Raw genomic sequence first — 13572 nt, forward strand, 5'->3', positions numbered from 1 at the left:
GGAAATGGTATTTAATCCTGCTAATTGTAAGTAACAATCACTGTCATTGCGGCTGAAAAAGCACCTGTTTTAATTACCGCACCGGGTATAGCTTCGACCTTTGCTTTATACTGTTTTATAATTCTGCCACCGGCACCGTTATCAAGATGGATAGGTCCCATATCTGCTTTCACATTAAATTTAACTGGTGTGTTATTATCCACATCCATTACCGACAGTCTGAAACCATTGTTTTCTTGTTTATTCTTCTTAAGAATCACGGTGCTGTCAGCATCTGCCAGTGTCAGACCGTTGGTCCTGAACTCTATAGCCAGTGGGGCGACGAACGGGATCTGCGTTCCGACATTCTGTTGTGCTGTAACGGTGAAAGGTACTTCCCTGGGCACCATGGTTTCCTTATATTCCGTATAAAAATGCCCCATTTTGATAGTATTAGAAGGAGAGATAATAACCGTGCCTGAGTTGTCAGGAATAAACCTGAGATTAAACGCAGAAACAGTTAAAGGTCTGAATGAAACAGATGGGGGGCTTACACCATTTGGGTCATAGGGTAATATGTTAATCGTGCTTGATGGTATAGTTATGTTCAAAAAGTTATTCTTAAACGCCTGATACACAAATATACGAAACGTCAGCGTTCCGCTCCGGTTATATGTTTTCTCCGGGTCCATATATTGCCCGAATACTTTTGAGCTGCTCCAGCCAGAAAATCCTGCCTGTATCTCTTTCCATGTAAATGTTACGGAAGCCGACGTCCCTTCCTGAACAGTGATATCCATGCCGAGACCGCTTTTTCTTAGTGCAGTTACTACCTCCCCCATATTGTAAAGATTAAGAGTTGTGTAGTAAGAGGGTCCGTAACTTTTCCATTTTGTATAACAGGTATAACTAATGGGAACAGTAACGCTCTGCAGCTCCTGACCAGTGAAGAATGTTCCACCCTTCAGATTAATATTCTGAAGGCCGACATGTCCATTCGCGTCACAATATGACCATTCGATATTTGCCCGCGCAGAATCACAGACAGTAAAGAAAAGAAACACACCTGACAGTATCAGTGATTTCATATTGAATAATCGTTCTGTCATGATGTCGCCCCTGCGTCCTTAAACGCGCAGTTCAGGGCATCGCAGGCGTAGCGGTTCATCTGCAGTCCCCCGTAATCATCAATATACCCCACCCACAGCGTCCGGGTTTCTGCCGGCAAAACAGCCTTTAAAGGCAGACTCCCCAGGGGCGGCACCATCACGCCCTCGCTGAAACCGCTGAGCCTGTGGCTGCGGTCTGCTCCCAGCCACGCCACAGTGATGTAGTACGGCGTCGGGTTTCTGAGGGTCAGATGTCCCGCATTCCGCTCAGCAGTCAGCTTTCTTTCCGGCTGGTCACTGCTGCTTCTGATAATGGCTTTCGGACGGTAAAACAGTTTCAGCTGACTCTGCATGGCCAGTTGCAGGACGTTGTCGTCTTCTGACTTCGGGGGAACGCCCCGCACGTTAAACCAGAACAGTGTTTCCCTGTCCTGAGGGAGCTTATCTGTCAGCCCGCGAACCTGGGTGATGCGGACCTGGGATTTCTGTCCGGCATCAATACGCTGCAGCGGCGGCAGCGCCATCAGCGCATCGGTTCTCACCCCGTCAGCGTCCGTCACCCAGGACTGCGCCAGGAACGGCGTGGTTTTGTCATCGTTATTCAGCGTGATGGCCACCGTTTTCTGCGATGCATCCATGATAATACGGGTCCGGTCGACATTGACGGCCGCCGGGCTGCACTGGCTCCATGCTGCCGCCAGCGCGAGTAAAATCACACGGCTTCTTCTGCTGTTTTTCACCTGTTTTCTCCTTTAGTCCTGCTCTGTGACAGGGATATTTTTATCTGCAGGGCAGTAACAGCGGCCCCCGACTGAGTGTCACCGTTTCCGGCAGGGTGAGTCTGCACTGCACCCGGCCATCCCAGGACACGTTCAGGGTCCGGCGGTCTTCCCCGCTGAGGCCTGTCAGGTAGGCCAAACCGTCATCCCCGACCATCCCCGCGGTTCTGCCGGTTTTTCCGGACACCACCAGGGCGCCAAACGGCGGACTGGCGCCATCAGCCAGTCGGATATGACCGAGCACCTGCTCCCCCTGGCTGGCGTCAATCTTCCGGTAGCCCACCGCGCCCTCCGTCAGCACCTGGCTAATGACGGAGCTGTTGACGTCCACGTCCTCCGGCAGGGCGGCCACATCAACCGAAATATCGCTGCGCCGATAGCTGCTGCCGGCGCTTACCACGCCCACCCCGAAGCGGTTGGTCACCCCGCTGTTGCCGTTCACCGGCACACCGGCCACGTCTCCGGTATCTATCATCATGCGAGGCTCATTCCCGGCCATCGACTGGCTGAAGGCGGCGCCGTGGGCGGTGGCGGTCACCGAGCCGTACCAGCTCAGGCCCAGGCTGCGGTACTGTCCGGGCTGCAGGGTGGCGTCCGCTGCCGCCTGACCCCACGGCAGACGGCTCTGCACGCTGCCGCTAAAGCTGCTGTTACTGCCGGTGTCATAGCGGTTATGACCGGCGCTGATGTTCCATGTGGTATCCGGGTTATGGAAATCGCTGTAATTCACGGTCTGCTGCAGGCCGCCCCGGTTATCCTTCTGCACGCTGTAGCTCACCTGGCGGCTGTCGCCCCACGGGATACTGATGGTGGCGTAGACCTGGTTCTGGCTCCCCCCGCCGGTGTACTGGTTACGGGCAAACGACACCGAGGCCGAGAGCCCCTGAAGGTCGCCGAGACTGAACACTTTGTTGAAGCTGAGCATGTAGTTATTGTTGGACTGCGCATTCCAGTAATTGAGCCGGCTTACCGAGAGGGCCGCGCTCATATTGAGTACCGGAACGGACTGGCTGTAAGTCACGGTGTAGCTCTGTTTTTCATGCCATGCATCGCCGCCGTCGGTGGCCCGACGCTGCAGGTACTCCGGCATGGACAGAAAATGGCGGTCCGAGAAGCGGTATCCGACGAACGCCAGGGTACTGCCGGTTTTATCAAACGTTTTGGCATAGTTGATACGGTAGCTGTAACCGGACTGCTTCTGCCCATGCGGCAACCGCGCATCTGAGCGGGTGACGTCCGCAGACAGAGCGCCCAGCAGCCCCATATTCTGGCCGATCCCGAGCGCCGCGGACTGGTAGTCGCCGGTGGAAGCAATGAGGCCGCCATACAGCGACGTGTTGTTAAATGCTCCCCAGGTGGCCTCCCCGAGCAGAAAGTCAGGGCTGACCGTGCTGTTGTTATGCGTTCCGCCGTACAGCGGACGTCCGGCGGCCACCTTATAGCGAACCTGTCCCTGGCGTGCCATAAAGGGGACGCTGGCCGTGTTGACCTGCCAGGTCCGGACGCTGCCGTCGCTTTCCCGGACGCTGACATCCAGGTTGCCGCTGATATTCTGGCTCAGGTCGGGAAGCTCAAAAGGCCCCGGCGACACCCGGGTCTGGTACAGAATGCGGCCATTCTGGCTGACGGTAACCTGTGCATTACTGTTCGCAATGCCGCTGATTTTCGGGGCATACCCCTGAAGAGAGGGCGGCAGCATGCGCTCATCGCTGGCCAAAGTGAGCCCGGCAAAGCGGAAGGAGTCAAAAATAGCGGAGCTGAGGTACGTCTGTCCGAGCGTCAGTTTTGAGCGCAGTGCTGGCAGGGCACGGAACAGATACGTCTGCGGCAGATAAAAATCGGACTGTGATGCGCCCCGCCCACTGTCAAAACGGCTGTACTGATAATCGCTCCGCAACCGCCAGGCGCCGAGATTAAACCCGGCGGTGCCGTAGAGGCTGTAGCTGGTAGAGGTCTCCCCCTGCTGCGGCATATAGCGATTGGCCATCAGGCTGTAATCGAGCAGGCCGGCGGTGACGCCGTCGCTCCAGCGTGAAGGGGGCACCCAGTCCGGGTCCTGATAACGCATCCAGGCCTGAGGGATAATGAAGGTCAGACGCTGATTTTCAGCGCTGTACCGTACCTGACTGTCAGCAGAGCGCAGCTCAAGGCATTGCCCGTCCGGGATACCGGTAACGGGTTTCAGGCCATGAATAATCTTATCCTTAAGACCCAGCATGGCCACCATGTCTGTTGTCACACAGATGACGGCCGCGTCGAGTCCGGCAACCGGTACAACTCTGACCGGATACTGTTCCCGTACCGGCTGGTCATTGAGCCAGATATCGAGAATATAGTTACCGGGCGCCACATACCCCTCGCGGCTGAAGGCCGTGAGGTCCACGTTGGACAGGTTCCCGCTGTCCAGCAGGCTGGCATTGAACTCCGTGGCCTGCGACTTCAGGACGGAAAATGTCAGGGTAATCAGAATGGCAAGCCGGGTAATTTTCATGGCATGGCGCTTTCGTGTTGTCGTCCGTGTAACAGACAGCCCGCAGGCACAGTCAGATATAAAAGCCGTCCGATCCCCTCCGTGGACGGCTTCTCCCTGTCGTTATTTACCGCGTAAAATCACAGGTATTTCAGGGTGTAGGTGACGGAGGCGTTGAAGTCACCGGGAGTGACGCCATTATCCAGTGCTATTAGCCGGGCAAAGAAGTTGAGTTCGTTGTTTCCGGCCTGCAGTTGTTGAGCGTCGCCATCCGGCATCGGGGTGTTGGGCTCGATAATTGTGGTGTTGTCACTCTTCAGTAACTGGACACCAACATGTTTGGCTGCGCCGTTGGTGGTGTAAGCCTTTTTCGCTACATCGGCTCCGCCAGAGAAAGAGACGGTCACTTTGGACATTTTCCCAACCGGGTTCGGATTGGGCTGTGCATCATCCGTATCAAATGCACAGTTCTGTAGATGAATGGTGAACGGTTTGGATTCCGTGGTTGCGTCGGCGGTATTCAGTTTACGGTAAGAAATCTGTCCAAACGGAACGGTGATCGCATCGTCGCCCGGTGCGATATTACAGGGTGAGTTGGTGATGGTACCAGTGAAAAGAATTTTACCTGAGCCGAACGGGCCTGCTGTTGTGGGTGTAGTATCGGCGGCAAATACAGAAGCGCCATACATCATACCGGCAGCCGCCATGGCAAGTATTATTTTATTACGCATAGATAATATGTCCTTTGGGTGAATGAGAATTATTTTGCAAAGGCTGAAAACAAGTCTGAGGGTATTAATGAAAGCGTTCAGAAAAGATTCGTATGAATAATAAACGCCTGGTGTTAAACGAAGCACCTGAACTTTCCATCGAAAAATATTGATTTCAGCTAATGCCTAATCAGTTGTAAGAAAATTCTTATTCAAATTAAAACAATAAAAATAGATCGATACGATCGATGATTATGATCGTAATTTAAGAATAATCATCAAAGAAATACTTTTTAATGTAATTATAAGCGGATGAATACCTAACAGACAGATATTCGCAGCGGACATGAAATATTTTGTAATATGTTATCGGGAATGTATGTTTTGCTTTTCCATCACACTGGATATTTACAAAACATAATACTAATCATATATAACAATGAAATTGCTGGCAGCATAAAAAACCAGACATAACGCAAGTGAAAGGCATTTAATTTCAAAACATTAACTTAATAAATCATTATGAACCATCATAAGCGGAAGGGATAAAAAATAATAAATGAAATGACATTCTTCTGTATTTGTGATGGACATCACAATAGATATAAATGCAGGTACCCTGACATTACTGAACTTCACGGATGAATTTTAAAAACAATGCCGACAGCAAAGAGCAAACTGGTAATAGCTGTCAGACATAATGCTGCCTGCTGTAATATATACAGCAGGCTGGGGGATATTAATGCGCGGCGTCGTGCTGCACGGGGGGCGTGGGTGACTCCTGAACTGACTGAGAGTCTACAACTATGCCATCCTGAGCTGATTTCAGTAACAGACCTGCCTGATAGTATTTTCCTTCGTTCATCAAGGAAAGCGCTGTGGTCACATCCTTACGGGTTTGCTGAAGAGGAATGAGTTCCTGATTTTCAATAACACTGACGCCTGCTAGTTTCAGGGCCTCTATAGTCCCTTTTTTATCTCCTTCTTTCATTTTCTGGTTTGCTTTATTAATAGCATCATTTTTCTGGCCCGCAGGGAGATAATCTTCGGCTACCGTAATCGATGAATTTATCCGAATATAGTGGTCTCCTTCAACCGGGGCTTTTTTATCTGATTTGACATACAGCTTCCAGTCAGTGCTGTCATCGTTCAGGAGTTTTTCTGCTTGCGCAGCCAGTTGTTCCGCCTTTTGGGTGCGACCATTAAACAACTCGAATCGCGACATTCCGATATCACGCATGGCCTGCCAGGCCTGTCCGGATATCTTGTCATTATTCAGAGTAACGTTATCAGTCATGTTTGTTGCGGCCATAATATTTCCTGAAAACAGGAGAACCATCAGCGCAACGCCTGGCATAATATGGCTTTTCATAATCCATCATCTCCACAAAGTAACATTTTTTATCGGATTATCCTATTCAGAACCGGTAACCCACGCCAAGATTAAAGCCGTTGCTATTAAGGCTTCCGCTGTTATGGGTAGCATCAAAATCCGCGCCCTCATAACCCAGAGTTATAGCGACATTACTGACCGGGGTATAAGCCACGCCAGCAGAATAACCATATCCGACCTTACTGTCAGACTCATTTATCCCGTGATCACGCTGATGCAATAATACGGGGCCCACTTGACTATACAGACTTAACTGGTTATTTATTTTCCATGAGGGGCCTGCAAGCAGGGAGTAATAACGGGTTGTTACACGACCATTACTGCTTTCATCGGAATAGCGCTGGCTTCCATTTAGCCAGGCAAATGAGGTTGTCAGCCCCCAGTCCGGTGACATTTCATAGTTGTTTGCCAGCCGAACCCCACGCAACGTCCCGGCGTGATTAGTATGGGACTGGGCGTATCCAAGTGAAAATGTACTGGCATTATCGTCTGCCCATACCGGACTGGCTGCAGCAGACAGCAGAACAATACCGGCACTTCCGGCTAATAGCATTTTGTTCATCTTCTTCTCTCCGGTTATTTTTACCTGATGCCTTACTGGCATGTATTAAGTTAAAATCTTTCCGTGATAACAAACTATAAATAAATCTTTTAAATTATGAGCGCTGTTACGCCAGCAAATACCTTTATCTCCGGCTGTCGGGAGGCTATTCACAGAAATATATCCAGGCCAGAAACAGTATTTAATAATAAATAAACTGAAAAATAAAAACTGACAAAAATAGAAGTTCACTGATATATACCCAAAATAATTCGAGTTGCTTAAAGGCGGCAAGGGAGTGAGTCCCCAGGAGCATAGATAACTATGTGACTGGGGTGAGCGACAAATCTGCCGGGAGCAGATTTGAACGTCGCGTGCGACGGCCCGTCAGGGCGAGGCCCATGGATGGGCCGGGTAATCCGTAGCCAACACATAAGCAACTTGAAGTATGAAGGGTATATAACGGGAAAGAAGGCATATCGGCCTGGTAAATCAACGTCTGTGACTTAGTTGCAGGAAACGGCTATGGAGAGGGGGGCGGCAGTTATCGGGCAGTAACGGCATTGTTCAGTGAGTATCCAGGAAACAAAAAAAGAAGGGAGCGGTACTCCCTTCGTAAACATGTCAGAATACGACATTTTGGTACTCTTTTATTTATTATCTGGCCGTAAAAGTTATGCTGTTGGCAGATATCTCCAGTCAACATAAAAAAATACCACCAGCTAAAAATGTGATGCAAACCACCATTAAGCAGGTAACCAAATTGACTGTGCCACTAAATCCGGAAAAGAGTTTGAATCCGGGGATAACATCTGATGCAGAAATTAGCACCAGTCTTCTATTCGGATACCCGGAATGCGTTCAAATTCGCGGAGATTGTTTGTGACGACGACCAGTCCGCGGCTACGGGCATGGCCAGCAATCATCTGGTCATAAGGCCCGACAGGTGTTCCCTTGCGGGCCAGTTCGGCACGGATTTGACCGGTATGTATCGCCAGCCTGAAGGGGCATGTTGGCTTTGACGATCAGGCAAAAAACAACGGCGAATAAAGTCGTATGATGATCTTCACATTTATCATCATCAGCGTTCATATTACTCAACCTGTAATCAACCTCTGGCGTTTTTCTGTATCCATCACAACCATTTCCGGTAAAGGTAAAAAAGGGATTTGAACCTTTCCGGAGATGATAATGAAGGTAAATGCATGGACAATTTTGCTTATGTCGGCGCATCTGACGGCCTGTGCCGTCCCTGGCACAGAAAAATATCAGACCAGCATGGACAGCGTTACGGCAGAAAAAGTAAGCCGGATTATCCAGTCGGATGTCATTCCTTATAAAGGCGAAAACCATGGAGAAGTTATTAGCCGCGTATCGTCTGCTTTTCTCGGAACACCTTATCAGGCGGATACGCTCATCGGTGGGCCTGGAACCCCCGAAGTCCTTGTAGCGAATTTCAACGGCGTGGACTGCTTTACCCTGGCTGATTACGTTGAGGCCCTGGCCCGCAGCGATAATCAGAAATCGTTTCTGCATAATCTTGCCAGGACTCGCTACGCCGCGGGCAAAGTTGCTTATCTCAGCCGCCGGCACTTCTTCTCTGACTGGTTCGCCGCAGCACCGCGTAATGCACGGGATGTAACGCCGGATATCAGCCCTGATTATGTCGTTGTTGACAAGCAGCTTAACCATAAACCTGATGGCGGCGAGTACATTCCTGGTCTGGGCATCCATCCTCGTAAAATAAATTACATTCCCGGAAGAGCCATCAACCAGCAGGTCATGAACCACCTAAAAAACGGGGATTATATCGGTGTCTACTCCCCGCTTGACGGGCTGGACGTTTCACATGTGGGTATCGTAGTTCGCCATGATGAACAGGTGTGGTTCAGGAACGCCTCCTCATTGGCCGCAAACAGAAAAGTGGTGGACACACCGTTTATGGAATACATGCATTCCAGACCGGGCATCGTTGTGCTGCGGGCTGAATGATAAAGTCATTACCGGAGTCGCCAGCTGATAATAGCCGTCCGACATAGGTATTGAAACCCTGTGTACTGTGGGGCCGACACGGAAAATTGCTGTAAATTCGTGGATTTAGTAAATACTAGAAGATATTTGTCTGGAGCGGGCGAAGGGAATCGAACCCTCGTATAGAGCTTGGGAAGCTCTCGTTCTACCATTGAACTACGCCCGCTTTGAGATGCGTAAGGCATTATAAACCTTACGCTCTGGTTGGCAAGAGACTTACTGGCTGACTGGCGATTAATTCGCCGTCAGCACTTCGGTTTACTCCCCTGCGGCGGCAGATAACGCAGCGGATCGATGGCCGTCGCCCGGTAGCGAATCTGGAAGTGTAGTCTTACGGATGCGGCATCCGTGCTGCCCATCGTAGCGATTTTTTGCCCCGCTTTAACGCTTTGCCCATTATTAACCAGCATGGTGTCATTATGAGCGTAAGCCGTAATGTAATCTTCATTGTGCTTAATCATGATGAGATTGCCGTAACCGCGCAGCTGATTCCCGACATAGACAACTTTACCCGCTCCCGCCGCATAAACAGGCGTTCCGCGCACGCCCGCAATATCGATCCCCTTATTTCCGCCCTCCGCGGTGGAATAAGGTAAAATCACTTTACCGTTAGCAGGCCATACCCAACAACGCTGCCCCACCGGCGGCCAGGAGGATTTTGGCACCGAAGATGACGGTCTGACCGCGGCAGTTTTTGTTGCTGTTTTATTGCTGGTTTTGCGTGTTGAACTGCTACTCTTTGCGCTGCCGCGCACTTTAATTCGCTGCCCCACCTCAATAGTATAAGGCGGAGAAATGCCATTCAGTCGGGCCAGTTCTTTCACGCTGGTTCCCGTAGCGCGCGATATACGATACAACGTATCGCCGCGCTTAACGGTATAGACGGAGCCGGAATACGTTCCTGAGCCGGAATTACTGGAACACCCCGCCAGCAGCAGCCCTGCGCATAACAGCACCGCAATACCCAGGCTATTTTTGTTCAGGCGTCCTGCGCTCAAAACCATTCCTCACTCTATTGACAGACGCCTTATGATAGCAGCCAAATGCCGTATGCCCAATCCATTGACGCCGGAAAGGGGCCGCGTGGATGATGATGCCGCGAATATCCGATATGCCAGCATAATATCGACTCACGGCACAATGGCGCTCGTCTGCGTTCTGTCAGGGCCTGTTTTGGTAATGCCTTTCTTTCTGTTATGCGCTACGCTGATCGTCTGAGTATATGGCCTGGCCATGCTGCCGGGTCATTTTAATTTTCAGGAGCTTTCATGACTGAGGAACATGTCGTTTTATTGGATGAGCAGGATAAGCCTTCCGGCACACTGGAAAAGTATGCGGCTCATACGCTTAATACGCCTTTGCATCTGGCTTTCTCCTGCTGGCTATTTAACGAAGATGGTCAGTTGCTGGTAACACGACGGTCGCTGAGCAAGAAAGCCTGGCCAGGCGTGTGGACGAATTCGGTTTGCGGTCATCCGCAACAAGACGAAACCACCGAAGAGGCGATCATCCGCCGTTGTCGGTTCGAACTCGGCGTGGAAATTACCGATCTCACCCCCGTCTATCCGCACTTCAGCTATCGAGCGACAGATCCAAACGGTATTGTGGAAAATGAAGTCTGTCCGGTATTTGCCGCGCGGGCAACCAGTGTGTTACAGGTTAACAGCGAAGAGGTGATGGACTATCAGTGGAGCGAATTTAAAAGCGTATGGAAAAGCCTTCTCGCTACGCCGTGGGCATTTAGCCCGTGGATGGTCATGCAAGCGTCAGACGAACAAGCGCGTGAACGACTGCTCGATTACTGCCAGCGTTAAAAATTGCCTGATGGCGCTACGTCTGAACGAAGAGATGCCGGATGGCGGCTAATGCCCCATCCGGCAATTTACATCTTATTTCACCGGACGCATCGCCGGGAACAGAATAACGTCGCGAATCGTGTGGCTGTTAGTAAACAGCATCACCATACGGTCGATACCAATTCCCAGACCCGCTGTCGGCGGTAAACCGTGTTCCAGCGCCGTCACGTAGTCTTCGTCGTAGAACATGGCTTCGTCATCGCCCGCCGCTTTTGCATTAACCTGATCCAGGAAACGCTGCGCCTGGTCTTCCGCATCGTTCAACTCGCTAAAGCCATTGCCGATTTCACGACCGCCGATAAAGAACTCGAAGCGGTCAGTGATTTCCGGGTTCACATCATTACGACGCGCCAGCGGAGACACTTCAGCCGGATATTCGGTGATGAAGGTCGGCTGAATCAGATGCGCTTCAGCGACTTCGTCAAAGATCTCGGTGACGATACGGCCCAGGCCCCAGCTCTTCTCGACGTGAATGCCGATGCTTTCAGCAATCGCCTTCGCGGAGTCGAAGTTGTCCAGATCAGCCATATCCGTTTCCGGACGATATTTCTTGATCGCTTCACGCATGGTCAGTTTTTCGAACGGCTTACCGAAGTCAAACACTTCATCACCGTACGGAACCTGGGTGGTGCCCAGAACATCCTGCGCCAGCGTACGGAACAGAGACTCCGTCAGCTCGATCAGGTCTTTGTAGTCCGCATACGCCATATAGAGTTCCATCATGGTGAACTCAGGATTATGGCGCACGGAGATGCCTTCGTTACGGAAGTTACGGTTAATTTCGAATACGCGTTCGAAGCCGCCAACCACCAGACGCTTGAGGTACAGTTCCGGCGCGATACGCAGGTACATGTCCAGATCCAGCGCGTTGTGATGGGTGATAAACGGACGGGCAGACGCGCCGCCTGGGATCACCTGCATCATCGGGGTTTCGACTTCCATAAAGCCGCGAGCAACCATAAACTGGCGAATACCGGCCAGGATCTTCGAACGGGTTTTGAAGGTGTTACGGGATTCATCGTTAGAGATGAGATCCAGATAACGCTGGCGATAGCGCGCTTCCTGGTCCTGCAGGCCGTGGAATTTATCCGGCAACGGGCGCAGCGCTTTCGTCAGCAGGCGCAGTTCGGTGCAGTGGATAGACAGCTCGCCGGTTTTGGTTTTGAACAGCTTACCTTTTGCGCCGAGGATATCGCCAAGATCCCACTTCTTGAACTGCTCGTTGTAAACGCCTTCCGGCAGATCATCGCGCGCCACATACAGCTGAATGCGGCCGCCTACGTCTTGCAGGGTAACAAAAGAGGCTTTACCCATAATACGGCGAGTCATCATACGGCCCGCGACGGACACTTCAATATTCAGCGCTTCCAGTTCTTCAGCTTCTTTCGCGTCAAACTCTGCGTGCAGTTGGTCTGAGGTACGGTCACGACGGAAATCGTTCGGGAACGGGATACCCTGCTCACGCAGTGCAGCCAGCTTCTCGCGACGTGCCTTCATTTCATTGTTAAGATCGACTACCTCGTCAGCGCCCTGTGCGTTTTGTTCAGACATGTTGATTCCTCATAGCCCTGCTTTCAAACTTGCTTCGATAAATTGATCCAGACTACCGTCCAGTACCGCCTGTGTATTGCGGGTTTCCACCCCAGTACGCAGGTCTTTAATGCGGGAATCGTCCAGGACATAGGAACGAATCTGGCTTCCCCAGCCGATATCAGACTTAGTGTCTTCCATCGCCTGTTTTTCAGCGTTCTTTTTCTGCATCTCCAGTTCATAAAGCTTCGCTTTCATCTGCTTCATGGCCTGGTCTTTGTTTTTGTGCTGCGAACGGTCGTTCTGACACTGCGTCACAATCCCGGTGGGAATATGGGTGATACGCACGGCGGATTCCGTACGGTTAACGTGCTGACCGCCTGCGCCAGACGCGCGATAGACGTCGATACGCAGATCCGCCGGGTTAATGTCGATATCGATATCGTCGTCCACTTCCGGGTACACAAACGCGGAGCTAAACGAGGTATGACGGCGACCGCCGGAGTCGAACGGACTTTTACGCACCAGACGATGTACGCCGGTTTCAGTGCGCAGCCAGCCATAGGCATATTCGCCGGAGATTTTGATAGTTGCGGACTTAATGCCGGCGACTTCCCCTTCCGACTCTTCAATGACTTCCGTCTTGAAGCCGCGCGCTTCCGCCCAACGCAGATACATACGCAGCAACATGCTGGCCCAGTCCTGCGCTTCAGTACCACCGGAACCGGCCTGAATATCGAGATAGCAATCGGCGCTATCGTACTCGCCGGAGAACATCCGACGGAATTCCAACTGCGCCAGCTTCTCTTCCAGCGTATTCAGTTCCGCGACGGCTTCGTTAAACGTCTCTTCGTCGTCAGCTTCTACCGCAAGTTCCAGCAGCCCGGAAACGTCGTCCAGCCCCTGAGTCATTTGATCAAGCGTATCGACGATCGCTTCGAGCGATGAACGCTCTTTTCCCAGCGCCTGCGCGCGCTCAGGTTCGTTCCAGACATCCGGCTGTTCCAGCTCGGCGTTTACTTCTTCCAGACGCTCTTTCTTAGCATCGTAGTCAAAGATACCCCCTAAGAACGTTGGTGCGTTCCGTGAGGTCCTGAATGCGGTTATTCACCGGGTTAATTTCAAACATGGTCTGATTTCTTTTATTTGACTTGTCAAAATGCGGTTATAAGGG

11 protein-coding genes, 1 tRNA gene and 1 pseudogene are annotated in these 13572 nt (G+C 51.4%); 2 read left to right on the forward strand and 11 right to left on the reverse strand.

What is annotated here, in order from left to right; translation table 11 throughout:
- Positions 1 to 20: 20 nt before the first annotated feature.
- The 7 genes and pseudogenes from ABVN36_RS04855 to vapC all read right to left on the reverse strand — a co-directional run.
- Complete coding sequence (locus tag ABVN36_RS04855) at positions 21 to 1088, reverse strand: hypothetical protein (RefSeq protein WP_023138775.1); 1068 nt, start codon at positions 1086 to 1088, stop codon at positions 21 to 23.
- Positions 1085 to 1828: a fimbrial biogenesis chaperone StdC gene (stdC, locus tag ABVN36_RS04860; RefSeq protein WP_023138774.1), complete on the reverse strand. Its 744-nt coding sequence runs from the start codon at positions 1826 to 1828 to the stop codon at positions 1085 to 1087. The genes ABVN36_RS04855 and stdC overlap by 4 nt, the downstream gene beginning before the upstream one ends.
- Before the next feature lie 40 nt (positions 1829 to 1868).
- Positions 1869 to 4358 (reverse strand): fimbrial outer membrane usher protein StdB, encoded by a 2490-nt coding sequence (stdB, locus tag ABVN36_RS04865; protein WP_023138773.1) that lies wholly within the window; start codon positions 4356 to 4358, stop codon positions 1869 to 1871.
- Between the two features lie 119 nt (positions 4359 to 4477).
- Positions 4478 to 5068, reverse strand: coding sequence for a fimbrial protein (locus ABVN36_RS04870; protein ID WP_001244642.1), 591 nt, complete (start codon positions 5066 to 5068; stop codon positions 4478 to 4480).
- 718 nt (positions 5069 to 5786) lie between these two features.
- Complete coding sequence (locus ABVN36_RS04875) at positions 5787 to 6419, reverse strand: YfdX family protein (protein ID WP_023138772.1); 633 nt, start codon at positions 6417 to 6419, stop codon at positions 5787 to 5789.
- Between the two features lie 46 nt (positions 6420 to 6465).
- Entirely contained in the window at positions 6466 to 7002 is a 537-nt protein-coding gene (locus ABVN36_RS04880; protein WP_001038500.1) for an STM3031 family outer membrane protein, read from the reverse strand.
- An 803-nt stretch (positions 7003 to 7805) separates the two neighbouring features.
- A pseudogene (gene vapC / locus ABVN36_RS04885) lies at positions 7806 to 7976 on the reverse strand (tRNA(fMet)-specific endonuclease VapC); the annotation flags it as partial.
- Positions 7977 to 8166: 190 nt separating this feature from the next.
- Here vapC and ABVN36_RS04890 point away from each other — a divergent pair.
- A complete protein-coding gene (locus ABVN36_RS04890; protein ID WP_077248415.1) occupies positions 8167 to 8973 on the forward strand; it encodes a DUF1460 domain-containing protein in 807 nt (268 codons plus the stop codon).
- Positions 8974 to 9104: 131 nt separating this feature from the next.
- Here ABVN36_RS04890 and ABVN36_RS04895 read toward each other — a convergent pair.
- Positions 9105 to 9178 (reverse strand) — tRNA-Gly (locus tag ABVN36_RS04895).
- Positions 9179 to 9257: 79 nt separating this feature from the next.
- The gene (gene actS / locus ABVN36_RS04900) at positions 9258 to 10016 is read right to left on the reverse strand and encodes an amidase activator ActS (protein WP_023138770.1); all 759 of its coding nucleotides are present in this window, start codon (positions 10014 to 10016) and stop codon (positions 9258 to 9260) included.
- 264 nt (positions 10017 to 10280) lie between these two features.
- Between actS and idi the strand changes: the two genes are divergently transcribed.
- Positions 10281 to 10826: an isopentenyl-diphosphate Delta-isomerase gene (idi, locus tag ABVN36_RS04905; protein WP_000133985.1), complete on the forward strand. Its 546-nt coding sequence runs from the start codon at positions 10281 to 10283 to the stop codon at positions 10824 to 10826.
- Positions 10827 to 10901: 75 nt separating this feature from the next.
- Here idi and lysS read toward each other — a convergent pair whose 3' ends face one another.
- Together lysS and prfB are read right to left on the reverse strand one after the other, a co-directional pair.
- Positions 10902 to 12419, reverse strand: coding sequence for a lysine--tRNA ligase (gene lysS / locus ABVN36_RS04910; RefSeq protein WP_000003339.1), 1518 nt, complete (start codon positions 12417 to 12419; stop codon positions 10902 to 10904).
- Positions 12420 to 12428: 9 nt separating this feature from the next.
- Positions 12429 to 13527, reverse strand: a protein-coding gene (gene prfB / locus ABVN36_RS04915) for a peptide chain release factor 2 (protein ID WP_010989230.1) whose coding sequence is annotated in 2 segments (ribosomal slippage) — positions 12429 to 13451 and positions 13453 to 13527 — 1098 coding nt in all. Because the reading frame shifts where the segments join, the coding sequence is not laid out codon by codon here.
- Positions 13528 to 13572 lie beyond the last annotated feature (45 nt).

This window comes from Salmonella sp. SJTUF15581, from assembly GCF_043356775.1.
Classification (GTDB): domain Bacteria; phylum Pseudomonadota; class Gammaproteobacteria; order Enterobacterales; family Enterobacteriaceae; genus Salmonella; species Salmonella enterica.

Bases quoted from the DNA above. Each gene is read 5' to 3' on its own strand.
- stdB (WP_023138773.1), bottom strand. From the start codon at position 4,358: ATGAAAATTACCCGGCTTGCCATTCTGATTACCCTGACATTTTCCGTC.
- lysS (WP_000003339.1), bottom strand. From the start codon at position 12,419: ATGTCTGAACAAAACGCACAGGGCGCTGACGAGGTAGTCGATCTTAAC.
- ABVN36_RS04870 (WP_001244642.1), bottom strand. From the start codon at position 5,068: ATGCGTAATAAAATAATACTTGCCATGGCGGCTGCCGGTATGATGTAT.
- ABVN36_RS04855 (WP_023138775.1), bottom strand. From the start codon at position 1,088: ATGACAGAACGATTATTCAATATGAAATCACTGATACTGTCAGGTGTG.
- idi (WP_000133985.1), top strand. From the start codon at position 10,281: ATGACTGAGGAACATGTCGTTTTATTGGATGAGCAGGATAAGCCTTCC.
- ABVN36_RS04880 (WP_001038500.1), bottom strand. From the start codon at position 7,002: ATGAACAAAATGCTATTAGCCGGAAGTGCCGGTATTGTTCTGCTGTCT.
- ABVN36_RS04875 (WP_023138772.1), bottom strand. From the start codon at position 6,419: ATGAAAAGCCATATTATGCCAGGCGTTGCGCTGATGGTTCTCCTGTTT.
- actS (WP_023138770.1), bottom strand. From the start codon at position 10,016: ATGGTTTTGAGCGCAGGACGCCTGAACAAAAATAGCCTGGGTATTGCG.
- ABVN36_RS04890 (WP_077248415.1), top strand. From the start codon at position 8,167: ATGATAATGAAGGTAAATGCATGGACAATTTTGCTTATGTCGGCGCAT.